We start from the raw sequence: 25,436 nt of genomic DNA on the forward strand, positions 1-25,436 counted from the left end.
GAGATTCCCCCTATGTGGCGCTTATTACGACGATCTGCTCTCTGGCAAGCGACGTGGTTACCCGCAGTGGTGGGAGCTGGTACGCTTCCCATTGTCTTGTTTTTTTGGCAATCTCTCAAGATCCACGAACAAACTCACATTCACCAACAGGTGGATTTTGCCAGAGTCAGTATTAGTCGGGAAATTCGCTCTCAGACTGACAACCGCATCCAGGCGTTGGTGCGGTTATCACGTCGGTGGGAGACCCAAGACGGACTTTCACAGGAAAACTGGACGATTGATGCCGAGAGTCTGCTGCATGACTACCCTGGTTATCAGGCCATTGAGTGGGTTGATCCAAATTTATATGTCCGTTGGATTGTTCCCATGGCGGGTAATGAAGCCGCCCAAGAGTTTAACCTCGCTACCGATCCTGAACGCAAAGCAACCTTGGAATTGGCTCGCACAACTCGCACCATGACTGTGTCGTCCATGGTGGATTTGGTGCAGGGTGGGAAAGGGGTTTTGGTCTATTCGCCCCTCTTCCTCGCCTCTGATCAATCATTTGATGGGTTTATTTTAGGGGTGTTTCGGGTGCAGCATCTGGTCGATACCATTTTGAGCGATCAGGTGACTGATGATTATGCGATCGCAATCCAACAAAACGGCACTGAAATTTATCGCCATCTCCCGACTGACACACCTCAATCGGCGACCACGAGTCTACGAAATCGCTGGAGTCAGCATGCTGAAATTGACATCCATGGCACTATTTGGGAGCTAGAAATTTGGCCAACATCAGCGCTATTGGCCCATGAACAGTCTCCCCTACCCACGGTGATTTTAGTCAGTGGTTTGTTGCTGTCCGGGTTAGCTACATGGGTGGTTTGGCTAACCCAAAAATCTCAGCAACGCTACCAGCAACTGGTTACTGAAAGTACTGAACGCCAGAGAGCTGAACAAGATTTAGAAAGATTCTTTAGTCTATCGGTGGATTTACTTTGTGTCACTGGCACGGACGGCTACTTTAAACACATTAATCCCGCTTTTGAAAGAACCCTAGGTCATCCGACAGAGGTCTTTCTCTCTCAACCATTTATCAACTTTGTTCATCCAGATGATCAGGCATCCACCCTGACTGAAATGGAAAGCCTGACGAATGGCCAGGCCACCCTGAGTTTTGAAAATCGCTATCGGTGTCGTGACGGTAGCTACCGCTGGCTACACTGGGCCGCTTTCCCTGCGACCAAAACCGGTCTACTCTACGCGGTGGCCCGAGATACTACCGACCGCAAAATCACAGAAGAAAACCTCAAACAGTTTAGTGCCAACCTCAAGCATCTACACCGCATCAACACAACCCACTATGAAACCTTTGATGCATTATTTGCCGATTGTCTAGAAACCGGTCGGCAAATTCTCGGATTAGAAACCGGCATCATTAGCCAGGTGACGGGGCAAACCTATACCATTCGCTCAGTGCAGTCAGACTTAGACTCTCTAGTGGCCAATCAATCCTTTACCCTGAGCAACACCTACTGTGCAGCGGTCGTTAAGGGGCAACAAACCGTTACCTATAAGCATGTGGGTGGTCATGCGGTGATGAAAGGGCACCCGGTTTATCAAAACCTTCATCTGGAGAGCTACCTCGGTACTCCCATTTGGGTGAATGGCGAGATCTATGGCACCCTCAACTTCTCATCTACCCAGATTCATGAGCATGAGTTCTCTCGCCATGAACAAGAGATTATTGAGTTGATGGCCCAGAGCATTGGCCGATTTTTGGCCACCGATCTCGCTCAGCAACAACAGCGAGCAATTGAAGAAGCCTTGCGAGAGAGTGAAGCCCGTTTTCGTATGATGGCCAACAGTGCGCCAGTGCTGTTGTGGATGACCGGCACCGATACCCGTTGCACGTTTCTGAACCAAACCTGGCTGACGTTTACCGGTCGTCAGCTAGAACAAGAATTAGGTAACGGTTGGACTGAGGGCATTCATCCTGAGGATCGCGATCACTTTCTTGACACCTACATTAAAGCCTTTGATGCCCGTAGCACCTTTGAGCTGGAATATCGTCTGCATAGGGAAGATGGCCAATACCGCTGGTTATTGAGTCGTGGGGTACCCAGGTTTAGATCTGACGACAGTTTTGCTGGGTATATCGGCACCTGTATTGACATTAGCGATCGCCATGAAGTAGAAAAACTCAAAGATGAATTTATTTCCGTTGTCAATCATGAGCTACGCACACCTCTGACCTCGATTTTAGGATCGTTAGATCTTTTGGCCAGCGGTGTCTTAAGCACTCAACCTGAAAAAGGACAGCGCATGCTACAGATTGCGGCTAACAATGCCGATCGATTGGTGCGTTTGATTAACGACATGCTGGATATTGAACGCATTGAGTCCGGCAAGATGACCCTAAATAAGCAGGTGTGTGATGGGGCCAAACTCATGCAAACGGCAACGGATGAAATTCACACCCTAGCCACACAATCGGGTATCCAGCTTGTCGTGACTCCACTGCCTGTGCGGATTTGGGCTGACCCCGATCGAATTATTCAGGTCTTCACCAATCTCCTCAGCAACGCCATTAAGTTTTCCGGCGAGGGCACAACCGTAGAACTTACGGCCAATCTGGAAGATGCCCCAGAAGCAGCTCCCTGTGCAGCCTTACCGGTATCAACCCAACGGGTACAGTTTCAAGTGAGGGATCAGGGTCGGGGTATTCCTCCCGATCAACTCACGACAATTTTTGGTCGCTTCCAGCAAGTGGATGCATCTGATGCCCGTAGACGGGGAGGCACTGGTTTAGGTTTGGCGGTGTGTCGCAGTATTGTTCAGCACCATGGTGGTCGCATCTGGGTTGAAAGTGTTCTGGAGCAGGGCAGCACCTTTTTTGTCAGTCTGCCGGTGTTGCCGCCGCCTACACCAGTGCTGGATGATGACTCACATCATCCCCTGGTCCTGGTATGTGATGATGACCCATCCATACGAATGGTCGTGGAAGCTATGCTGGAGCAGCATAGCTACCGTGTGATTGCTGTTGAATCAGGGCAAGCGGCATTGACCCAAGCCATAGAGCAACAACCTGATGTGATTTTGTTAAACCTACTGATGCCGGAAATGACCGGTTGGGAAACATTGGCGGCGTTGAAGGCGCGATCGCAAACCCAAAATATCCCAGTGATTATCCTCAGCGGTCTCAGTCCTGAAGAAGGGGGCTCGCTGCATTCTGACATCAGCGATTGGATTGTGAAGCCTCCGGATGAAGATGGCCTATTTCAGGCTCTACAACAGGCATTAGCATCATCCCGAAAAGAGATTCAGGTATTGATCATCGAAGATGATCTGGATCTGGCCCAGGTGCTCACAGCTATTTTTGAACGTCACGGCATTACCTCACACCATGCTGCCACAGGACAAACGGGGATTCATCTGATTCAGCAGGTCACCCCCGATCTACTCGTCCTCGACTTGGCCCTACCTGAAAGCAATGGGTTTGCCGTTGTTGACTGGTTGCGACAACATAACCAGCTCTGCCGTGTTCCCCTGGTTATCTACACTGCTCAAGATTTGGATGATACCGAGCGACAGCGCCTGCGCCTGGGGCAAACTTTATTTTTAACCAAAGGTCGTGTTTCCCCCGATGACTTTGAAAAACAAGTGATGCAATTAATCCATCGTGTTACTGATCCCATTGGGTAAAATCGGTGTTGCTGATCCTCGGTATGATGCCATATGAAAAGTCTGGACTGAGTGCAACTATGTCGGATCGACTCGTTCCCTGAGTCAGCAACGCTAAAATCATCAATGGGATAACCATTTCAAGTATCAGTTTTTATGAAACACATTCTAATTATTGATGACGAAGACGATATTCGTGATGTCGCTCAGGTTGCCCTTGAAACCATTGGGGGGTGGCGTGTATCAACTGCTAGCACAGGACCTGAGGGATTAGCCCAGATGCAGGCAGATCCCCCTGATGTTGTTTTACTCGATGTCATGATGCCAGATATGGATGGCATTGAAGTGTTTAAGCGCATGCGGGCTGAGTCGCAAATTCAGGATATTCCTGTGCTGTTGATGACGGCCAAAACTCAAGCGGCTGATCAGCAGCGGTTTTTGAGCCTGGGGGTAACGGCCATTATTACGAAGCCATTTAAGGTAATGTTGTTGGCGGATCAAATTGCTGAAATTTTGGATTGGTAGGGAATATAGGGGGGTACGAGAAGGGTAACGGGGTGGGTTAACCCTATATCGTCCATGCCAAAAAACCGGCAATCTGACTCGCCAAGGTGGTCGGATCAAACGGCTTCGTAATCACCCCAGACGCGCCCGCTTCGTAGAGTCGTCGTCGATCTGACGCCTGGGCCTTCGCCGTTAAAAAAATAATCGGAATCTTTGCCGTTATTGGATTCTTCTGCAATGCCGCCAGCGTCGCCAGACCATCCATACCCGGCATCGCCACATCCAACAAAATCACATCAGGGAGAGTGGCGATCGCCACATCCAACCCCGCCTCACCCGAATTCGCCGTCGTCACAGACCAATCCGTATTCAACGTCAGACCAATTTTGGCAACGGTCTGAATATCAGTCTCATCATCAATCAACAAAACCGTACGACAAGTCATGATGGATTCTCTTAGGTGAACGTCTTAGGCAAAGAAAAACAGAATGTACTCCCCTCACCATGGACGCTGGTCACCCAAATGCGACCCTTGTGATGTTGCACAATCTCACGACAGATTGCTAACCCCAGACCCGTACCACCATGCTTGCGAGTATCCGATGCATCCACCTGTTGAAACCGCTCAAAAATTGTCTCCAGCTTATTTTCAGGAATCCCTCGACCATGGTCAACCACCTTGAAAACTACCTGTTGCGGATGGTCTACAGCCTTGAGAACAACCATTTCACCCCGAGGTGAATACTTAATCGCATTACTCAGTAAATTTGTTAGCGTCTGTTCAATGTGGTCAGGGTCAGCATAGATATAGGTATCGATAGGCAACACCTGTACCGTCACCCCGTGAGTCTGAGCCATGGGCATCATCGCCTGTGCCGCCTTTTGTAACACCTCCGCCACCTGACACTGTACCTTAATCATCTTGATGCGACCCGACTCAATGCGCTCTAAATCGAGAACATCATTGATCAACCGCGTCAGCCGCTCCGTATTACTTAGAGCAATTTCAAGCAGTTCCTGGCCCTGGGGCTGTAGCTGCCCCAACTGCCCTGTCGTTAAAAGCTTCAGCGCCCCATGGATGGACGTAAGGGGCGTGCGTAACTCGTGGCTAACCACCGAAACAAACTCATTTTTCAGCTGGTCAGCTGCTTTATGATCGCTAATGTCTTGGGTCATGGCAAAACACCCCCTCACTCTGCCATCATGAATATCCGGTTGATAGCTGACACTCACCCAACGGTAAGGGCTATCACTTCCGGGAAACTCCACCTCAAAGGTGACACTTTGGCCGTCGAGCGCCTGTCGTAAATAGGGCTGAATAGTACCATAAATCTCAGGCCCCAAGGCTGTGGCTAAGGATTGCCCCTCTAAGCTTTCATAAGGTACCCCCAACCAATCTTCGTAGGCACGATTATTAAAGCGATAGCACTCCTCCGCATCAATGTAGGCAATCAATACTGGCAGGGCATTGGTTGTTTTGCGCAGTTGCTCTTCACTACGACGAATGGCCGCTTCCGCCTGTAGCCGTTCAGTAATGTCCTGCAGCATAACGGTGTACCATACCAGCCCGTCCTTGGTCCTACTTTTAGAAATAGACGCCTCTGCCGGAAAAATTTCGCCATTTTTACGGCGGCCACTCACGTTACCCCGACGCTCACCCATCCGCAGTGAGGGCACAGAGGACTTGCCAAATTTATCTATATGCTGCCGATGAATGACCTTAAATGCCGCCGGTAGCAATAAATCAAGGGGTTGGTTGATGGCTTCAGCCGCCATGTATCCAAAAATACGTTCAGCCGCCTGGTTAAATAGACGAATAGTCTGGCGCTGATCAACGCAGATAATCGCTTCTCCAGCCAGGTCAAAAATGTTTTCTAGGGTTTGTTGACTATAGTGCTGGGTAATACGGGAACGAGGATGTTCATTGATACTATTGATCGTCGCCAGGATGGATTTTGAAAAATCGCGCTCTTGGAATAGGGTCTGTTCGGTTTGCTTTTGCTCAGTAATATCATTGGCGGCAGCGTAGATTAGATTGCCCTGTGCGATCGCATTCCATACCAAATAGCGATAGCCACCATTGGCACAGCGATAGCGATGGTCAAAGGTAATCGCCTGGTGGTTATGGACTAGCGCATCCAAAGCATGTTGAGTAGCCTCACGATCATCGGGATGCACAAACTCGATCAAAGGCTGGGTGATAGAAGCGAGCGAGGAATACCCTAGAACCTTAGAAAATTGAGGATTAACGTGCTTGAAATAGCCATCAAAATCAGTAATGCACAGCAGACTTGGTGTGATGGCAAAGAATAATTCCAGGTTTTGCCCAAACAAGGGTGGCTTAGCTTGATGATGCTCAGAGCTGACCATAGACAACGTCCGCCACCTCAATGCGAAAGGGTGATCCCGAGTCTATCCTAGCGATCCTTTTCGGGAACACTGATACCTGGGCCTAGTTCTTTACACGCTGTTACAGATCATCCTTAGAATCAAGGGTTTGCTAGCCAACAAAAACCTATATGAATTGCCAATCCTCACATTTTCTTCAGAATTTTCCCGTAGGGTGTAGACGTTAGGAGGCAATGGCAATGCAATATCTCTACAGCTTCGCAAACGTAAGTTTAATTCTAAGGGTGATGGATCGGTTATCGCAGATGATTGGTCTGTCCTTAGAATCTGTGACGGTTATCTATCTAGTTGATCGGTGGGTGCTGCGTCTTAAGTTAAGGAATGCCTTGGGCGCTGATGCAGAGAAAAACTTAATCGCTTTCCTGATGGAAAATGGCATGCCCCATAAGCCATCTATGCAGTTGCGGGATACCCTCCGTGCTTTGGACAAGGGTAAAACGCCCACTGAAGTGATGAGTGAGTATCAGGTGGTTGTGGTTTCCCATGGGGTGCCTGACCCGACAGAGCTGCATGAATTCTGTGCCCGCTTTGTTGAGGGGTTAGGATACTATCCGCCCAGTTTGGTATAGCCCCCAACGTATTCAGCTATTCAGACACACCTATGTATGGTGATTGATTTGATTGAGAATACGGATGGCCAGCTCAGAAGTAGCAACTGATTTGTTAATAAAATCATCCCCGCCAAAGCGAAATGCTCGACCACGGGTGGTTTCTGCTTCATGAACGGTGAGAAACACGATGGGTAGGTTGCGCCAACGGGGATCTGCCCGCAGTAACTGACAGATTTCAAAGCCGTTCATTTCTGGCATGGTGACATCCAGCACTAAGGCATCTGGCTGGATTTTTTCTAGAACTTCCCACAGCTGTTTGGCATTGGTGAGGGGGGTAATATCAAAATTCCAGGGTGTCAGGCTAACCTGTAGCAGTTTTAAGATTTGCGGATCGTCATCAACAATGATGATTTTGGCGGGGGTGGTTTTAGTCCGCATGATTTGCAGAGCTTCTGTCATCAGCTGGGCGGGTGGATGGGTGCGATCCAGTAGCTGACTGGCCCCCTGTTGTACGAGTTGGAGCCGTGACTGGGCGGGCAGGGGTGGCAGGAGCAGCAAAAAGGGGCCGGTAAATTGATCGGTAAAGGTTGCAATATCGTTGAGCAGTTGATTTGGCAGCTCTTCCCCTTGCAGGGATGCCAGGATATCAAAAATAACCAGCTGAGGTTTAAGGGCTTGGAGCAAACGATGGGCGTGGATCAGACTATTAGCTTGACGGACCCGTAAGGATTGCTGTGTTGCCTCTAGACTCAATTGCTCCACCAAAGTACTGTCAGGACTAATTAGCAACAGCAGGGGAGCCCCAGCCGCTAAGGTTTCAGTGGCATCTTCCATCGAGGTTTCATCAATTTCGTGGCGCAACTGCTGCACCAGCTGATTAAACTGCATCGACGGAATATTAGTGGATGGAGTGATTTGTAAGAGTTTTTCTAACCGTTGTGCGAGGGTGGACCCCATGGGAAAGCCAAAACTACCTAGTGCCCCCACGAGCTTATGGGCCGTCATTTGGCTGGTTTGGTATAGCTCGCTGCCCAGGGTACCTTGCTCGATTGCGATCGCAGCCTTCTCCAGCACCGCTACCCGCTCCTGCATCACCCCCTGATACTTTTGCCAGGCCTGCTCCACAGCAGCAGTAGTGGTGGATTTTGGTGTGGGTGGCTCCGTCGACTCACTGACATTGAGTCGATAGCCCAAACCATAGACCGTTTTGATTAAATTTTTAGGTGCGCCCACCGCACTCAGTTTTTGCCGTAACCCTTTAATATGGGTCCGGACAGCATCTTCACTGGGGGGATTCTCAAAGGCCCAAAGATCATCAATGATGGCATCTAGACTGTAGACCCGATTAGGCCGCCGTAAAAACAATTCCAACAGTGCAAACTCTTTAGGGGTAAGATGCACCAGCGTTCCGTTGTAGGTGGTTTCACAGGTACTCGGGTCTAGATTAATCCCTCCTAACCGCAATACAGTCGGCAATCCTACTTGTTCACGTCGCAGTAACGCTCGAATGCGGGCATCCAGTTCATCTAAATCAAAGGGCTTGACCACATAATCATCAGCCCCTGCATCTAGGGCTTTTACTTTTTGAGCTGGGGTATCCGTTGCCGATAACATCAAAATCGGTTGCTCATACCCCATTTTCCGAAAGATCTGGCAAAACTCAATACCACTGCCATCGGGCAGATCAAGATCGAGTACCACCAGGTCATAGTTAAACATGTCGAGATATTCTCGAGCACTTTGACCATCGATTGTAATATCCACGGCATAGCGATGATGAATCAGGTGATTAGCCAATGCATCCATCAGCGCTTCATCATCGTCTACCAGCAATATGCGCATCGATACAAGATAGGAAACCTATCTATGGGAAACGTTACCTATCTATATAAGTCGGAAACGGCTTGTATATGAACGAGCTTTTATAAAAATTATTTACCCCAAAGAAAGTAAATAAAGCATCTTAGTTAGTTTGTTGGAGCGACTCAACACAATTCTAGAAGAAATTTCTACAATAGTAAGTAAGGTTTGTAGAGACCCCTCTCTAATTATAGAGACCCCCTCTAACTGTAGGTTAAGCAGAGGACTGTATGCAACAACCTCCCGTAACAATTCCCTATATCATTAGCACTACAGTTGTTATATTAACTGTTGTTGTCGGTGGAAGTGCCACTGCCATGGCCCAATCTGTACCGAGTTCAGCGATTCCAGCAACTCTGGATCAGGCCACCCTGGCAAGACTGGTAGCTGATCTGGCCTATCCCAACAGTGCACAACGGTTTTTTGAAGCTGGCAATGCTCAGCTTGAGCAAGAAATACAGAAACTATCAGGCGAAGAAGAAATCGAGCCATCTTTAACAATCAGTCCCGAAGTAGTAGAGCAGTTTAAAGACTGATCTGTTAGCCAAAGAAGGGATGTGAGAAATGAGCTATCTAAACCATAGTTATAAGTCTATGACCTGTAAGCCCTAAAGTATCAAGATCCAAGCGGGTTAAACTTCCCACAAACATTACTGCACATGTAGTGGTCTGAGCCCAAAAGCCATCCCAAAACTGACTTTGAAATATATCATCGAAGCAAAAGGTGTATATGCACATATATGATTGAATCAACGCTTAATTCCCTGGAAGTCGAAGCGGCCTTTGAAGTGAGAGACACCTGCCTGTCTAAGCATTTGCGTCAGGCAGATCGGATTATTATGCAACTGTATGATGAAATGCTCAGACCTCACCGATTGAAGTCAACTCAGTTCACCCTTCTCATTGCCATTCGGCTACAGCAGCCTGTTAATCAGAAAACTCTGGCTGAATGTACGGTGACAGATCGAACCACGTTGACCCGTAATTTAGCATCCCTGGCGCGCCAGGGGTTGATTCAAGTACAGCCTGGAACGGATCGTCGGGTAAAGGAAATATCCCTAACAACCGATGGTCATCAGCGGCTGAAAGAGGCATTTCCTGCCTGGAAAAAGGCTCAAAGTCAAACTGAAGAACTTCTAGGCAAAACCAATGTCCACCAACTTTTAGCGGAACTCAGCAAGATTTCAATCAAATTTGCAGCAACCTGATTTTTTGTCGAAATATGTGCATATGCATCTTTTTAAAATACAAGATTTACTTTTACACCCATTGAGAGGTAGTTCTATGGACACGCCTAACAGTTTTTGGTCTTCAATTTGTTTTTAGCCTTGTTGTTTATGCTCTCTTAGCCAAGTGGTACTTGATACCGTGGCTTGCCAAGAAACCCATCAACCAAGCATTAATCCCGCTAATTATTCCCCATGCATTTCGGTATTTAGGATGAGCCTTTTTAATACCCCAATTAGTGGTCCAACCACTGCCTGGAGCTTTTGCTAATGCCGCTACCTATGGGGATTTTATAAGTGGTTTGCTGGCGCTCTTTTCCTTGATAACCCTGCGAGCTGGTTGGAGATTTTCGCTACCATTGGTCTGGCTCTTCAATATTGTTGGCGCAGGGGACTTGATAAATGCTTTTCGTCAGACGGAGGTTGTGCCATATTTCGGGGCAACCTGGTATATTCCAACATTTGTGGTTCCCTTCCTAGGTGAATCTCGTCAAGTGGCGGCACTCAACGTCTAAGTAAAACAGCTCTATCTAGACTGAGAATACTAAGTGTACTGGTCATGGCTTAGTCACCTACTGCCAGCGTCAGTAGGTGCATTCCATAAAGTTGATACAAGCAAGTCGAAATCATGATTATTGGATCTTGCTTACGCACCAGTGCCTAAAATTTTAGGATAATTGGCTGAGCTATAAATTAATCGTCTCCGCAAAATTAACTAGGGTCAAAGTTATACTCCTCCGTTTTTTTTCTAAATCATAATTGTGCTATTTACGACAACTTTAAATTTTGAATTTAGTAGGATTTGTAGTCTTATAGCGCGTTATATCGCTTATTTTTGAAATTCATCATCTAAATCTTTAGTTTTTTGTGGATATTCAAATTCTTTTGATTCAACATTTTTGCGGAGATTTATGTCAAAAAAGATACGTGGGAATGGTGACGACTTTGCACAGAAGAATCTCTAAACTCGTAAGCGAGAGACAGCAAGAAAAGGCTTAATAAATTTAGTAAAACCTCTTATGGTTGTGAAAAATCTAGAGTTGTTGAGTTTCTGAAAATTGCTACTTCTTCTCTCATCATTGGCTTAAATTCTATGCTTGTGCACAAGCATAGAATTCGTGAGAATCATTTATTGACTTTTGGAGTATTTCATTTATGACTATGCGTCGTTTTGCATTGACCACTGGCTTGGTGGCAGGTACTCTAGCATTCAGTGGTGCCGCCGCATTCGCTGATACGATTAACCTTGGTGGAACAGTGTCTAACTACAGCACTATCTCATCGACGGCCACGGCTGGTGCCGGCAGCCTTAACCTTTATGGTGAAGGGACTGCTACAGCTGATGTTGTTGTCAAAGTAGCTGATATTGCGCTTACATCTAACAACACAGAGGGTGTTGAGTTAAAGGCTGAAGCTGATAGTGCTTTGACTGGTGGTACTAATGGTGTCACTCTGGCTTATCAAGTGAAACTTGTTGATGATAATGCCACAGCACCAGCAGCTGGGGCTTTCTCCGCTACATCAGATACTGTAAATGTAGATAATACAGACTTTTCCAGCAACGCAGCTAATCAAGACCTATACATTGAGTACGATGGTCCAGAGTACTTAGATCCTGATACTTATAGCTCTACCATTACCATGACTGTAGAAAGCTATCTCTAAAGCACTCTAGACAATATCTAGACACTTAATCCCTAGACACTATTGACGGAGGTGGAGCTAGTCGTGATCCGAACAGGATGCCTAATTGTAGGACTCTGGAGCATATATCTATTACCTGCTCAGGCCGTACCTACATTAACTACCACTCCGACTATCAACGCAGGGCAGTTGGATTTGGATGGTGAGGGTAATGCATCGACCCATGTGGTGAAAGTAGCTGATATAGCGCTTTCAACTGATAATAGTTCAGGATTAACCTTGACTATCTCATCAGGAGATATTGATCGCATCGGTGGTCAACCCATATCATTCCAAGTTACTACTGTGACCGACAATGCTTCACCTCCCAATAGTGGAGATTTTTCAACCCCCTCTGGCAATAACTACACCTATGTAACCGGTTCTGCCGGAACCGAAAATAGAGATGTGTATATTCTCTATACCCCTTTGCCATTTCAAGATCCTGGCAGCTATACCAGTTCTGTTGACCTTTCTGTTACTGATAATTAACGGTGTTCAGACATTTCTCTTCAGCTCTAACGTTAACCACCTGTTTATTACTAGGTACTGCACGTCCATCCCTCGCATTTCAGTTCAATCCTCTATCCCAGGTATTTACTCCAACGGGTTCAGAAGCTACGCAATCCTATGAGATCGTTAATGATACAGATGAGCCCATTGCCGTTGAAGTTTCTGTCGTTCTGAGCGAAATGGACTTGACAGGAGATGAGAATTTTACCCCTGCGGAAGATGACTTTTTAGTCTATCCTCCACAAATGATTCTAGCACCTGATGAAATACAAATGGTGCGAGTGACATGGCTGGGTGATCCAACCCCGACTCAGGAATTGACCTATCGCTTAATTGCAGAACAACTGCCTATTCATTTAGTCAATCCTGAAGCACCAATTCCTAACGAACCCCGTGGAGAGATAAAACTTTCTTTTCGCTACATATCTAGCGTGTTTATTCGCCCCCAAAATGTAGCTCCTGACGTTAGCCTGGTATCGGTAGAACCAACCGTAATTGATTCAGGTGAGACCAAGCTATCTGTCGTTCTTGAAAATCAAGGAAATGGTAATGCGCGGTTAAGTGACTGGCAGTTAGAAGTGGTTGGTCAAGGGCAAACGGTGCAGCTTACTCCTGCTTTAGCAAAAGAAATGAATAGCCGAGTAATACTGCCGGGACAACAGCGGCAGTTTGATCTTCCCTGGCCCGAAGGACTGCCCATTGGGGATGTAATGGCTACTTTTCAGTTTGAAAATTAATTCTATAAGTTGATTGGCTTTGCCATGCTCCCGCTTGTGTTTGATACGTCTGCTGCTGTTCCCGCAGACGTAAGCCCTATTCCTGCCAATGTTAACCCTGAGTTATCCGGAGAACTATTTAAAGAGAATATTGATCAACAGTCCTTATCGGTGATTGAGGTACAAGAATCAGCTGTTCTCTTCTCCTCAAAAAAGAATATAAAAACAGATCATGCTCACACTAGATCACAAACAATTTCTCAATCTCCAGATAATGCTGTACTGGATGAAGCTCAACTATTTGAACAGGTATTTGGAAAACCTTCTGAGCTCTACTCTACTCAAATAGAAGTGCCCCTAATCCTTAATGGTCGCTTTGCTGGGAATATTTTTGTTCATCCCCACAATGAAGTTGTCCATATAACGATAGCTGGCAACGCATTTTTGACATTAGCGCAAGATAGCTTGGGAGAAGGCACACAAAAGAATGTGCAATTGGCTATTGCTGCGGATGATCAACTAAGTTTATCAATTCTTCAGAGCGAAGGGTTAGAAGTCAATTTTGACCGCAGACGTTTAGAACTTCAAGTTAATGTACCTTCTGAGCTAAGGCTCACCAATACTCATAGCCTTAACGTCCCCCCAGATAATCCTGGTGAGTTTGCCTTAACGTTACCCGGCCAGCTGAGTGGGTATCTGAATCTCAGGGGCAATCAGAAAATTAATTGGACAGATGACACTAGGCTAGAACCCTTAGGTTTACAGTTTGATGGTGCAATTAATTGGCAGGGCTGGGTCTTAGAAGCCTATGGTCAAGCTACATTAGGCCAATCATGGCAATTCGATCGACTCAGTGTTGTGAGAGATGTGCCTGATCAAGCAATCCGCTATACGTTCGGGGATTTGTCCGTACCCACAGCAGGGTACCAAATGAGCCCATCACTATTGGGAGTTTCTGCTGCTCGTAATTTTTCACTACAGCCTTTTCGAATAGCACGCCCCACCAGTCACTATAGTTTTTTCTTGGAACAGCTCTCAACGGTTGAAATATTTGTTAATGATAAGTTAATCACAACATTACGGCTAGAGGCTGGCCCACAGGATATTCGCGACCTACCATTAAAAATGGGTATTAACGATATTCGCTTAGAAATCACAAATAATTTAGGACAGACAGAAACCCTCAACTTCTCCACTGGGGCCGCTGGTGAACTATTAGCTGAAGGTGTTCACCAGTTTGCATACAGTGTTGGCTTTCCTGCCATAGAACAACAACCGTTAAAATCCTATGATTTATCACGGCCTACATTATCCATGTTTCACCGAGTAGGCCTGACTCCTAATTTAACGTTAGGTGGTTACTTACAAGGAGATATTACTCAACAAATGGCTGGCCTAAATGGTACCTTGGCAACTACAGTGGGTAACTTTGGCTGGGATATGGCCGCTAGTAACCATACTGATTATGGGGTAGATATAGCAGGTAAGCTCTTTTATGAATGGCTAGAAGCATCTCAGAACTCGTCTCAAAATCGACAACTACATTTAGCACTAGAGTATCGAGGTGAAGACTTTTCGATTTTGGGACAAGATACTCCCCAGAATAAGACTGCGCTAAACGTATCCTTTGCATATCAGCAGACTCTCTTCGAGAATATTCAAGCCAGATTCAATGGTGAATATCAAATACAGCGTGAAAACAGTGATGCCTATAACATTGGTGTGAGTTTAGCTCGTCCATTCGCACAAGGGTTGAACGTTAACCTCGGTTATCACTATGGGCAAGATTCTTCAAGTGAAACGGACCATCGCTTTAGTATTGGCTTTAATGGGGCACTCCCCTTTTCAGGCCAACGATTTAATACACGTACAGAGTTTAACAATACATTAGAACCTCAAAATTCTCTCAATTGGAGTTATTCTCCAAGTCACACATTAGGTGCAATAACTCCAAATTTAACCCTGACACAGTCGCTGCAAAGTTATGGGCTTAATGGACGTTTACAGTATCAGGGCTACCGCAGTAGCGTAGGGTTAAACCATCAATTTACACTACCTCGTGATCAAAAAGACTCCATTGAAAGTAGTTCCACAGTGACTTGGGGAACAGCAATTGCTTTTGTGGACGGTATTTGGGGATGGTCTAGCCCCATTGACAACAGTTTTGCTCTGATCAGCCGTCAGGGAAGTGCCGTAGGAGAAACTGTCAAGGTTAATCCTACATTATCTGGCGATATGGCACAGGCTAATGGCACAGGACCTGCTGTTCTTTCTATGGCACCTTATACCTTAACTGAGGTATCGCTGGATGCACCTAGCCTGAGTCTAGGAGAAGATTTGGGCCAAACGAGTTATCAACTCTTACCCACCTATCGCAGCGGTACGTTGATTACAACAGGAACTGAAGCGACTGTGTTTTTGCGAGGTGTATTAGTTGACCAAAGACAGGAACCTGTTACTCTACAGCAAGGATGGATAGAGTCTTTGTCGGATTCTAACTGGCCTGCTATTGAATTCTTCACTAATCGTACTGGTCGTTTTGTAGCGCCTGGCTTAAAGCCTGGTATCTATCGCCTCCATCTATCTAAAAATGATGGAGAAAATCTTGAGTTTGAAATCCCTGAACAGCAACAAGGCAACTTCGATATAGGTACTTTGCAGCTCTTTGAGACTGTACCAGCAGCTCAAAATGATATTTAGATATGCACGCTCGATGTTTCTAGTTCAGGACTAGCCAAATCCATTGTTAATGACGTCGGCTACCTACCAACAAAACATGTTTCGTTGCATTTGATCGTTACATATCTTTTGAGGAACCTCCATCTGTACTAGTCGTGAACTGGGTTGTATTGTCTGCCACGAACTGATTCCTGAAGCTATTCGTTGGAGATTTCAGTCAATCGGATACTTCTTATTAGTGATCTATCAGGGCTTGATTTTGAGGTGAAGGTTCAATGAAGAGTAACGGGTAAAGCGCTGCTCTCCATCGGTATTCACTCTCTACCCTTTATGCTCCCAACCTAATTTTTAGGGTTGATACATTGCTAGAAACTGCGCTCCAATTATTCGACTATTTAGACTATTCAGCCATTTGTCGAAATTATCTCGATAATAAGTGATCAAAGTGCTGAAAAATGCTCAAAATTAGTCAATAAAACTGAACATCGAATATCAATCCTTACCTGTCTTCCTGGGAAATAACTAACTTTCTTCGAAAGATTATTGTTTTGAGTTTGAAAATATCTGTATTTGTCCTTAAAAAATAAGATTAGTTGAACCGACTTGCTTTGATGTACGAATGTTCTGTCAGTAATATCTCTGTAGGGTTACCTTTTTTTAGCTGATAGATTTGTGATGTACTCAACCAAGTGAAATTACTAGATTTTACCTCGCGGCTCAAAGCTAGAAGGATAGGTGTAAATGAGGTGAAAGCTCAAGTTTCTAACTAGGTTATACAGGCTTTTTCCTTATTTTTATGGAGATCAATGTCAATGGTTGTTGCCGTTTCTAAGAAAGATACAGCTTTAAGTAAATTGGCATTCGTCGACAATTTCGAGTCAAAGGTATTTGATTTTACCTTCTCTAAGGCTTCAAGCGATGATCCTCTTCAGGCAGGGGCAGTAACGGTTGTGATTCCAGCTTTAAATGAAGCTGGCAATCTAGAAAAGCTCTTTGAGCGAATCTCTATTGCTTTTGATGAGCTAAGTTTGACACTACCCGTATTAGTTATTGATGACGGTAGCACCGATGAAAGTCCAGAAATTCTGGCACAGTTGGCTGAAAAGCATACATTCTTGAGTGTAATTCGACATCCTCAACGTCGTGGTGTTGCCGCTGTCTGGCAAACAGCCTTGGAACACGTTAAGACAGATTGGATTTTCTGGGGTCAAGCAGATCTAGAGTCTGATCCAGCAACAGATATTCCAGCATTACTCAGAGCTTACCGACCCGGTATGACGGCAGTAGCTGGTTGGCGGCAGCAACGCGGTGATGGTAAAACCCAAGCGTCTCAATTGGCGAACCGTGCCTGCCGTTGGACCTTTGGCTTGAAGATTCACGACATGAACTGGATCAAATTAGTGCGTCGAGATGCCCTGGTAGGACTCCCTATTGAGCTGATTACCCACCGATTTTTGTTGGCTGTCTTAGCGGGGTTAGGTCACCAAGTAGAAGAAGTGAAAACCCATTGGCATCCACGGTTTTCTGGAACTAGCAAATTTGGCAAGAAACGCTTAATGACCTCTGCCCAAGACTTTCTGAAAGTTGTTACCTGGTTTTACCTGGAGCGACCCTTGGGTCGGGCTTCTCGCTACATAGCCATGGCTAATACTTACTTGCAAGAAAGATTTCTAGCCGAGACAATCAATGCCTGAGAATAGTACCCAATGCTTTGATCTGTAGATATCCTTAGAGCCCGCTTGAACTGCGGACGGCTTGCAAAAAATTACTGGGTTTCTGTTGAGGGTCCTCAACTAACTGGGCAATCTTCGACTATCTAGGTATTTGCCCTATGGGTAGGGGATAGTGGTCGATGTCCTTAAATAAAAAGCATATTCTTGTTCTTAGCTCTGTCTATCCCCTCTTTCCAGATGGGAATCATGGAGCATTTATTCGAGAAACAATTCTGCGACTACAGCCGACAGGAGCAACGTTTAGTGTGTTTGCCCCTGCCTATGAGGGTGGCCAATCCTATGAGCTGGAAGGAGTCAAGGTTTATCGGTTTCGATATTTTTGGAAGCGGTTTGAGACGCTGGTGCGAGATGGTGCACCGACTAAGTTAAAACGTCAGCCGTTTAACCTGATTCCGGCTGTTTGCTATGTAATATTAGGAACCTGGCAACTAGTTTGGCTCTGCCGCAAAATTCGCCCCAATTTGTTGCATGTCCATTGGCCCTTTCCCCATGGGTTAATGGCCTGGCCTGCTAGCAAGCTATTTAAAATTCCCATGGTCTTTAGTTTCCATGGTGGTGAGCTATTGCTAGCTCAGCGGTTTGGTTTTGTTGCCCATATTTTACGCTGGCTTTTGTCCCACACAGTTGGCGTCACAACCAATTCATCCTTTACCAAGGGCCTAGTAGAGAAATTACGCCCTTGTCCGTTGCAGGTGATTCCCTACGGTTTAACTGTAGAAGCCAAACCGACTGAACCTCGTGCTCCCGAGCAGATACCTACCCTGCTATTTGTGGGTCGCTTAGATGAACGCAAAGGGGTGTGCTATCTGTTGGACGCACTGGCAATTTTATTGACTGAGCGAGATGTACGATTACGGATTGTCGGCACAGGTATTCTAGAAACTGAGTTAAAGGAACAAGTCCAAGGTCTGGCATTGGAGCAACAAGTAGACTTTCTTGGTTTTGTTTCTAAGGCACAACTAGCTGACGAATATGCTAAATGCGATGTTTTTGTATTGCCTGCAATTGTTGATAGTAAAGGAGATACCGAAGGATTGGGTATTGTCATGATTGAGGCACTAGCCCATGCCAAACCAGTGGTAGCCACCGCCGTTGGCGGAATCCCGGATGTAATTAGGCCAGGGGAAACGGGATGTTTAGTGCCTGAGAAAAACTCATTGGCTTTGGCCAAAGCAATTGCAGAGTTGCTTGATCGGCCAGACTGGGCAACCCAACTAGGACATCAGGGTTTAGCGGATATTCAAACGCGTTTTAACTGGTCGAGCATTATAGCCATGTGGCAGGACATCTACCAACGAGTCCTTTAGCAGAGAACCATTTAAGGTTCGTAACGTAGGTTATGTTCAGGGGGATTAGACCTTCAGTCTTGAGTTGGCTGCTGCCTACGTTGGTGGTAGGTCCGTTGGTAGGTATGCTTTTCTTGACGTTGATGGTTTTACTGCCAACACTTAAGGATCCAAATTCGCGTATATACTCGTCGAGGATCGGTTATCCAGCACGGCAGCGGCAGACTGGTAAACCTATCGCCGTGGAAACATTTGTGGTAGGTCAGCAAATTGCCACCAATGCCATTGGTGCGCCAGGCGTATCAGTGGCACTCGATGATGTGAATGTTCGACCTGAAATCAATGGTGTTGTTGAAAGTGTCTTGGTTAAAGAAGGTGATTGGGTCCGTAAAGGTCAATTGCTCTTCCGCTTGAGACAGAATGATATTTTAGCAAGGGTTCAACAGGCTCGTACAGATCTGGCGCGATCGCAAAACCAATTGCGCCAGCAGGAAGTCGATACCCAGGGAGCGATTCAACTGCTTGAAGATGAAGTCACCCTGGCCAGGGATCGCCTCAACACTGCGACAGCGAGAGTGCAAGATAGCACCGTCCGCATTCAGCAACAAATTGAACAAGAGAGAACTGCAACCCGTGTACGGTTAGAAAATGCACGAGAACGTCTTGAAAGCATACGTTATCTGCACAAGCAGGGAGCTGTCAGCGAATTTCGTCTACTGGATGCGGAAGATCTGTATGCGGCGAGATTACAAGAATTTGAGAATGCTAGTCGGGGAGATTTTTTAGACCAGAACTCCCAATTTATTAACCGTGACTTTTTTCTAGAACGTGAGCTTGATTTATCAGCCGCTAAACAACAGCTGGCTAATTTGCGCCAAACCCAATCAGTAACGCTGAAAAGCCTGCGATTAGACGTAGAAAAAGCTGAAGCGATCGTTAATGAGACTGAGGGGCTGTTAGATAAAACCCTACTCTATGCGGTGAGTGACGGCCTGATTAGCAAAGTCAATGTTGATGCCGGAGACTTTTATGAAATTGGAGAAGACGCCCTGATTACCCTGAGTCAGAATGTTGCCTTCGAAGCATTTGTCGATCAGGTCCGGCTTGATACTATTCGTGTCGGTGATCCGGTCACTGTCCGTTTGGTGGCTTATCCAGGAAAAACATTTAGTGGCAGTGTGGTCCGCATCAATCCAGCCGTTGAGACTGAGGGGTTTCGACTGGGAAAGGTTAGCATCAATCGTCAATATACCTACTCAGTTTGGATCAAGGTGGAAGGGTTACCAATGTCCCCTGGTCTGCAGGGTTTCGCCGCCTTTAATTCATCACAGAGAGCGGTTCAAGTGCCAGAGCGAGCCATCACCCATATTTCTGAGGGCGAAGCCATGGTGATGGTGATTGAAAGTGGGCAGGCAGTTGTGCGTCAGGTAGGGGTAGGGCAGCGGTTTGACAATAGTCGTGAGATTATCTCTGGTCTAGAAATCGGAGAACAGGTGATTCTTGATCCACGGGTGTTACAGCCTGGCGATCGGGTGACTTCCACTACAGTTAAACCGGATGCTGCCAGGTTTCAAGATTTACCATGATTATGCATAGCGTTCAGACACTATATCGCCTGATACAGGGGTTAAACCGTGGACGTCAAACGGGACTGGTCGGACTTCTCATCCTGTTAATCAGTCTCCGCTATAGCTGGTACCACCTGCCTGCTGAGAATTTAGAAATGTTACACATCAATAGTTGGCCTGAGGGCCAACTGGTTTCGGCTGGTGTGTTGTTGGCTGTGGGGCTAGGCTTTGGGTTAATGCCCTGGCACGGAACCCCCCCCCTACGATGGATATTGTGGAGTTCCCTGGGGCTAACATTGTTGTTTCCCTATGGCCTGATGACTTGGTGTCCACAGCAAGCATTTTTAGCTCTGTCCTATTGGCATCAATTGGAACAGGTCAATATCCAGGTAGAAACAAGTTTTGCTGATGTTCACAACCACTGGAAACAGTTTATTTCACTGGCTCAATTCCAGCCACTCCCCACGTTAGCCACGTTTAACATGCCGGATAGTCGGTTTTTTCAGCTTTCCCAATGGGATCACGTTTTACTGGATGGGTTGGGCTATGGCAATGGGTTCTTTGCCTTTATTGGTAAAGGCTGGAGCTTAACAATTGTGGGATTAACCATTCTGTTGTTGGCAGTCTATCTAAAACCTCTCTCCAGGAAACTAGAGGTTAAGAATAAGGATAAGGATAAGCGCCTTCTAAGCAAAGTTGTTGGCATTATCGCCCCAGAAGTACCAGGAGATGTCAGCTGTGAAAAATGGCTGAGCGAAGTTGACGCCAACGGCATACATGGGACGGTTAAGGATGAAAAAGGACGTCTTGGGATTCTCTACCAGGATCTGCGCACAGGCCTACCGATTGTAGCGCTCATTCTATGCTTACTGCTCTCCCACATGATCGGAGCCAACCTTTGGGATCGGTCTTTGGAGGTGGCCTATGCCCGTGGTAATTATGCAACAGTTATCCAACAAAGTCCCTGGTTGATGCGCGTTTATCCCACCGTTCAGGGGGACCCCCATGCTTGGATGCGGTATGGCAAAGCTCAACATTATGGTGGTCAAGGAGATGCGGGGCTGACAGCCTTTTATCAGGGTATGGCCTACTATCAGGGGCACGACTTTGCCCAGGCCATACCCTACTTAAGGCAGGCATTACATCTGCATCCACACCTATGGGTGATTCGAGAGCATTTGGCAGCAGCCCTGATTAATCAGGCCATCGTGTACTTCAATGCGCCAACGCTGCCGTTTTCCCCCCACGGTAACAACTACCCCAATTTCTCCAATAGTCCTCTAAATCCCATTGCTCCCAACAGTCAACGTCAGCTCAATAATCGTAAATCTGGCGGTACGAGTGAGTTTTTAGAGCAAGCCTTGATTATATTTCCTGGCCATATTCAAGCCCTATACGATTTGATGATCGTCAAGGCTATTGATCAACAGTTTGAGGCATCGGCTGCGATCGCAACCACCATTCTTAACGAACAAACCTATTTTCAGTCCCCCAATATTGGCCTGATGGGACAGGCCCATGTCCACAAAACCTGGGCAGCCTACCATCGTGGTGATCTGGATGCAGCTTGGGAGTCCTACCGTCGCTCAGTAGATTCTGACGCCTGGGGCGAGGAGACCAAGACCCATGAGTAAGCGCTGGTTAGCCGTTTTGCTACTGTTAGGCTGTCTCTGGGGAAGCCTGGGATTTTCAATCTGGCAGCCATCCACGGGGCCACTCACCCCCGTACACTGGTCCCCCGATGTGCAATGGATTACGTCCCCTGCGCCCAGCCACCGATTTTACACCAGACACACCTTCTATGGTCCTGAGAGTGTTCAGGCCGCCTGGGTACGCATCAGTGCCGACGATGACTTTGTCTTTAACATTAACGGTCGCCAATCGGTCATTCGTGAAAATGGGGCACTGAATAGTCCCAAAGGATTAGCCTATCGTCGTAAGGTGCCGTTGCAGGAGTTTAACGACACCCTCCCCTACGCTGCGAAAACCGGGCTAAACTACGTGATGGCCAGTTCTCCTGATTGGAAGATTTCAGTGTATTTAGACCTGACCAACTATGTGAGAGCGGGCAAAAATGTCATTGCGATCGAAGTGCAAAAAGGCACTAAATCTCCTCGGATTGCCGTAGAAGGACAGGTTTTACCTGAGAAGGAATTCTCCCCCATCAATCTCTCCACTGGTGCCACACCGTGGAAAATGGCTACGTTAGCTGAAAATCGATCAGCGGTGCGCTGGTTTCATCTGGAATTTGACGATACCGAGTGGCCTCAGGCCTTGGCCCTGGGACCTGTGCATGAGACCACCTACACTCGCCTGAGCCAGCGTTTATTTGACCAACCGGTGCATGGTTCATGGATTACCACATCAGCACCATGGCTCTATCAAACCTGGCAAGTGCCCCACCATGCAACTCGCAGTGTGTTACGCTACGCCGCCATAGGCGAGCCAGCGGTGTTTATTAATGACCGTTTGGTGGATATTCAGTCATCTACCCAGGGTAAGCAGCTACGCATGTTTGATGTGACAGCCTACGTCAAACCTGGCAAAAACATTGTGGCCGTCCATTTAAACCAACCGGTGGATGATGCCTGGACCCAAGACACCAATGAGGAACCCCCAAGCATTTTTACCGATGCCTGGGCGGAATCTAATCAGGGGGAAGTGCCCTTAACTCAATCTGGAGGATCGGCCTGGACCAGGGATATTAGCAATGAGTCCCTGAGCGTTTTTCTCGATGCCTGGGCGGAGTCTGACCAGGGAGAGATTTTATCTGCCGTACATACCGATGGTGATTGGCATGGGGGCGTTTCTCTCCCCGAGAAAAACCAATCCTCACTGCTAACATACACACCCGTTGTCATCGTGCGCCAGGTGATGGGCCAGGAGTTTATTCATCACTTTTTGGGCCATCCATTTTTGCAGTGCATCGGCTGGTATGTGGGGCATCAACTGATGTGGTGGTGGCTGGGCTGTGGGGTCAGTTTTGCCCTGGCTTGGGGAGTGGGGCATCTGTGGTTACGCGGCTCATCTGGTTCTCTGGTAGCCGGGGCTGAGGTACTGCTGCCATCGTTAGTATTGTTGATGGGGATGACCTTACTCAAGCATCGCCATGGTGAGGGAGCCTGGGGCATTTGGTTTGCGCAACCGGGGAGCGATCGCACCTTGTTACTGGGCAGCCTGCTGGTACTGTTGCTCAGCCTCATAAGCGGGGACTGTCCCCGCTGGCAGCGCTATGGAATAACTGTTGGAACCAGTGCCCTTGGACTAGGATTGTTATTTAGCCAATCCATGCCCCCATGGCTAATCTTTATCATCCTGGGGGGACTGGTCATCACCATACGATGGCAGTTATTAACCCAGCTAGAGGACCTGAGCTCTAAGCTATTGGCAACCTTAGAAACAGGACCCGCCTGGCAGCGTTCCACAGTTTTAGGCAGCATTGTTTTTATCGGTTTCTGTTTACGTCTGTATCGCCTCACCAAGGAAGACCTCGACTCCGACGAAAACACCTCCTACGATGCCACCCGTGGTATTTTGCGCACGGGCTCTCCCCTAGCCACATCAGGTATTTGGTATACGCGGGGGCCTATATTTCACTACTTACTAGCCCTCTGGCTACGTCTGGTGGGGGACTCTATCTTTAACGCCCGGTTTTTCTCCGTCATGTTTGGTAGCGGGGTGCTGGTGCTGGTGTTTTTGATTACGCGGCGCGTCACGGGTCGCGTATGGATAGCCTTGGTGGTGACACTTATACTGGCGTTGAACCCCTGGGAGATTTGGTATTCTCGGTTTATTCGGTTTTACCAAATGGTGCAGTTTACAACCCTGCTGGCCCTGTGGGCCTTTATTCGGGGGTTTATCGACAGGGGTGGGCGATTTTATCAATATGTCTTTTTTATTGCCCTAACAGCCACCTTGCTGATTCAAGAAGTCAGTCTGACCATTACCCCAGGTTTTTTATTGGGTTACCTTTGTTTTGCCCCTCGATTTCGTTGGCAAGCGGACTGGCGGCTATGGTTAAACGCCATCATGGTGATGATCATCTTTGCCTATGACATTATCTTTTTTAAAATTAAGTGCCTCACCCCCTGGACAGCATTGTCTGCCAGTACTTCGTCTTATCTCAAACCCCATTTACTTAACGTGACAGGGTTTTTGGCTTGCTTTTTTGTGGGGCCAAACCGATTGGAGATTCTCTACACAGCATTTTTCCTGGTTGGGGCAATTTATTTTCTTCGTCGGCAAGCGGGTCTGGTTTTATATTTGTTTAGCTTTGTGCTGCTCAATCTGTTGGTATTAACCCTGCTCACCTATCAAATTGCTGAACGCTATGCCTACTCAGTGTATCCCCTATTTATCATGCTGTCGGTGTATGGCGCGATCGCAATTAGCCAAGGTCTGATCCACACCATTAAACAGGGACGATTCCAACACTTTCCGGTCCATGGCCTGGTGAGTCTTTGTTTAGTACTGCTACTTATCAGCAACTTAGAACTCGGGCGCATAGCTCAGAGCTATTCCCAGGCCATTGGTCGCCACAACACCGAAATTTTTGAATATATCCGTGACCATCGTCAGCCAGGAGACGTCATTATTTCCCCCACCCCTTCCTTTGGACCAATCACCATTGGGCCGGTCGATTACTTTCTTATGGGTACCTGGTTTTTTGATGCCACGTACTGGCGTGATGGTCGCCTGCTAGACCGCTGGGGCGGTGGCGTGGTGATTAGTAATTTAGATCAACTGGAGCGCATACTAGAAACATCGCCGCGAGTCTGGATCCATGTCGATGATGCTCGCCAGAGCCGTCTCAGTGCCCAAATGTTGGAATATATCCAAACCACGGGCAAACCCGTATACGACAGCTTTGGTACTAGCTTACGGCTATGGGATCCCGCCGATGGATGGATACCCCATACGCCAGAGCAGGGCAGGGATTTAGGGGCATATTAGGGGGGTAAGACTGATTCTTTTTGTCAAAGAATTGACCTGATCTACTTAAGAAATCAGATCAATTAACTTCCAAATTTTGAATGTACCGA

At 47.0% G+C, this 25,436-nt stretch carries 17 protein-coding genes and 1 pseudogene; 15 read left to right on the forward strand and 3 right to left on the reverse strand.

The features are described 5' to 3' along the window. The first annotated feature begins 12 nt into the window (after positions 1–12). A complete protein-coding gene (locus QGP82_RS15980; protein ID WP_499060213.1) occupies positions 13–3,687 on the forward strand; it encodes a response regulator in 3,675 nt (1,224 codons plus the stop codon). Positions 3,688–3,822: 135 nt separating this feature from the next. Continuing rightward, positions 3,823–4,191, forward strand: a complete 369-nt coding sequence (locus QGP82_RS15985; RefSeq protein WP_163668645.1) for a response regulator — start codon at positions 3,823–3,825, stop codon at positions 4,189–4,191. A 43-nt stretch (positions 4,192–4,234) separates the two neighbouring features. Here QGP82_RS15985 and QGP82_RS15990 read toward each other — a convergent pair whose 3' ends face one another. After that, complete coding sequence (locus tag QGP82_RS15990; protein WP_163668647.1) at positions 4,235–4,615, reverse strand: response regulator; 381 nt, start codon at positions 4,613–4,615, stop codon at positions 4,235–4,237. Positions 4,616–4,626: 11 nt separating this feature from the next. Next, entirely contained in the window at positions 4,627–6,540 is a 1,914-nt protein-coding gene (locus tag QGP82_RS15995; RefSeq protein ID WP_499060216.1) for a PAS domain-containing sensor histidine kinase, read from the reverse strand. Positions 6,541–6,758: 218 nt separating this feature from the next. Here QGP82_RS15995 and QGP82_RS16000 point away from each other — a divergent pair, with 218 nt between their 5' ends. Further along, a complete protein-coding gene (locus tag QGP82_RS16000) occupies positions 6,759–7,148 on the forward strand; it encodes a hypothetical protein (RefSeq protein ID WP_006514648.1) in 390 nt (129 codons plus the stop codon). Positions 7,149–7,178: 30 nt separating this feature from the next. Here QGP82_RS16000 and QGP82_RS16005 read toward each other — a convergent pair whose 3' ends face one another. Beyond that, positions 7,179–8,972, reverse strand: coding sequence for a response regulator (locus QGP82_RS16005; RefSeq protein WP_163668651.1), 1,794 nt, complete (start codon positions 8,970–8,972; stop codon positions 7,179–7,181). Between the two features lie 248 nt (positions 8,973–9,220). On the opposite strand from QGP82_RS16005, the gene QGP82_RS16010 reads away from it, so the two are divergent. From QGP82_RS16010 to QGP82_RS16065, 12 genes and pseudogenes are all read left to right on the forward strand, one after another. After that, complete coding sequence (locus tag QGP82_RS16010) at positions 9,221–9,526, forward strand: hypothetical protein (RefSeq protein WP_163668652.1); 306 nt, start codon at positions 9,221–9,223, stop codon at positions 9,524–9,526. Between the two features lie 204 nt (positions 9,527–9,730). Next, the gene (locus tag QGP82_RS16015; RefSeq protein WP_163668654.1) at positions 9,731–10,198 is read left to right on the forward strand and encodes a MarR family winged helix-turn-helix transcriptional regulator; all 468 of its coding nucleotides are present in this window, start codon (positions 9,731–9,733) and stop codon (positions 10,196–10,198) included. A 104-nt stretch (positions 10,199–10,302) separates the two neighbouring features. Further along, positions 10,303–10,731 (forward strand): annotated as a pseudogene (locus QGP82_RS16020) (DUF8737 domain-containing protein); the annotation flags it as partial. A 640-nt stretch (positions 10,732–11,371) separates the two neighbouring features. Continuing rightward, a complete protein-coding gene (locus QGP82_RS16025; RefSeq protein WP_163668656.1) occupies positions 11,372–11,881 on the forward strand; it encodes a hypothetical protein in 510 nt (169 codons plus the stop codon). A 63-nt stretch (positions 11,882–11,944) separates the two neighbouring features. Then, positions 11,945–12,391, forward strand: a complete 447-nt coding sequence (locus QGP82_RS16030) for a hypothetical protein (RefSeq protein ID WP_499060219.1) — start codon at positions 11,945–11,947, stop codon at positions 12,389–12,391. A gap of 2 nt (positions 12,392–12,393) precedes the next feature. Continuing rightward, positions 12,394–13,149: a fimbria/pilus periplasmic chaperone gene (locus tag QGP82_RS16035; protein WP_163668660.1), complete on the forward strand. Its 756-nt coding sequence runs from the start codon at positions 12,394–12,396 to the stop codon at positions 13,147–13,149. 24 nt (positions 13,150–13,173) lie between these two features. Next, positions 13,174–15,828, forward strand: a complete 2,655-nt coding sequence (locus QGP82_RS16040) for a fimbria/pilus outer membrane usher protein (RefSeq protein WP_499060221.1) — start codon at positions 13,174–13,176, stop codon at positions 15,826–15,828. Between the two features lie 791 nt (positions 15,829–16,619). Next, complete coding sequence (locus QGP82_RS16045; protein ID WP_163668663.1) at positions 16,620–17,501, forward strand: glycosyltransferase family 2 protein; 882 nt, start codon at positions 16,620–16,622, stop codon at positions 17,499–17,501. Positions 17,502–17,659: 158 nt separating this feature from the next. Next, a complete protein-coding gene (locus QGP82_RS16050; protein WP_163668666.1) occupies positions 17,660–18,847 on the forward strand; it encodes a glycosyltransferase in 1,188 nt (395 codons plus the stop codon). Between the two features lie 221 nt (positions 18,848–19,068). After that, positions 19,069–20,412 (forward strand): permuted SH3 domain-containing protein, encoded by a 1,344-nt coding sequence (locus QGP82_RS16055; protein WP_163668667.1) that lies wholly within the window; start codon positions 19,069–19,071, stop codon positions 20,410–20,412. Continuing rightward, complete coding sequence (locus tag QGP82_RS16060; protein WP_163668669.1) at positions 20,409–22,028, forward strand: tetratricopeptide repeat protein; 1,620 nt, start codon at positions 20,409–20,411, stop codon at positions 22,026–22,028. Before QGP82_RS16055 ends, QGP82_RS16060 begins: the two co-directional genes overlap by 4 nt. Beyond that, positions 22,021–25,347, forward strand: a complete 3,327-nt coding sequence (locus tag QGP82_RS16065; protein ID WP_499060224.1) for an ArnT family glycosyltransferase — start codon at positions 22,021–22,023, stop codon at positions 25,345–25,347. The genes QGP82_RS16060 and QGP82_RS16065 overlap by 8 nt, the downstream gene beginning before the upstream one ends. Positions 25,348–25,436: the final 89 nt, after the last annotated feature.

The organism is Leptothoe sp. LEGE 181152 (assembly GCF_032906605.1).
Lineage (GTDB): Bacteria > Cyanobacteriota > Cyanobacteriia > Phormidesmidales > Phormidesmidaceae > Leptothoe > Leptothoe turfae.

Excerpts from the sequence above, each read along its gene's own strand:
- QGP82_RS15980 (WP_499060213.1), top strand. The coding sequence starts at position 13 with ATGTGGCGCTTATTACGACGATCTGCTCTCTGGCAAGCGACGTGGTTA.
- QGP82_RS15985 (WP_163668645.1), top strand. The coding sequence starts at position 3,823 with ATGAAACACATTCTAATTATTGATGACGAAGACGATATTCGTGATGTC.
- QGP82_RS15990 (WP_163668647.1), bottom strand. The coding sequence starts at position 4,615 with ATGACTTGTCGTACGGTTTTGTTGATTGATGATGAGACTGATATTCAG.
- QGP82_RS15995 (WP_499060216.1), bottom strand. The coding sequence starts at position 6,540 with ATGGTCAGCTCTGAGCATCATCAAGCTAAGCCACCCTTGTTTGGGCAA.
- QGP82_RS16000 (WP_006514648.1), top strand. The coding sequence starts at position 6,759 with ATGCAATATCTCTACAGCTTCGCAAACGTAAGTTTAATTCTAAGGGTG.
- QGP82_RS16005 (WP_163668651.1), bottom strand. The coding sequence starts at position 8,972 with ATGCGCATATTGCTGGTAGACGATGATGAAGCGCTGATGGATGCATTG.
- QGP82_RS16010 (WP_163668652.1), top strand. The coding sequence starts at position 9,221 with ATGCAACAACCTCCCGTAACAATTCCCTATATCATTAGCACTACAGTT.
- QGP82_RS16015 (WP_163668654.1), top strand. The coding sequence starts at position 9,731 with ATGATTGAATCAACGCTTAATTCCCTGGAAGTCGAAGCGGCCTTTGAA.
- QGP82_RS16025 (WP_163668656.1), top strand. The coding sequence starts at position 11,372 with ATGACTATGCGTCGTTTTGCATTGACCACTGGCTTGGTGGCAGGTACT.
- QGP82_RS16040 (WP_499060221.1), top strand. The coding sequence starts at position 13,174 with ATGCTCCCGCTTGTGTTTGATACGTCTGCTGCTGTTCCCGCAGACGTA.
- QGP82_RS16045 (WP_163668663.1), top strand. The coding sequence starts at position 16,620 with ATGGTTGTTGCCGTTTCTAAGAAAGATACAGCTTTAAGTAAATTGGCA.
- QGP82_RS16050 (WP_163668666.1), top strand. The coding sequence starts at position 17,660 with ATGTCCTTAAATAAAAAGCATATTCTTGTTCTTAGCTCTGTCTATCCC.
- QGP82_RS16060 (WP_163668669.1), top strand. The coding sequence starts at position 20,409 with ATGATTATGCATAGCGTTCAGACACTATATCGCCTGATACAGGGGTTA.
- QGP82_RS16065 (WP_499060224.1), top strand. The coding sequence starts at position 22,021 with ATGAGTAAGCGCTGGTTAGCCGTTTTGCTACTGTTAGGCTGTCTCTGG.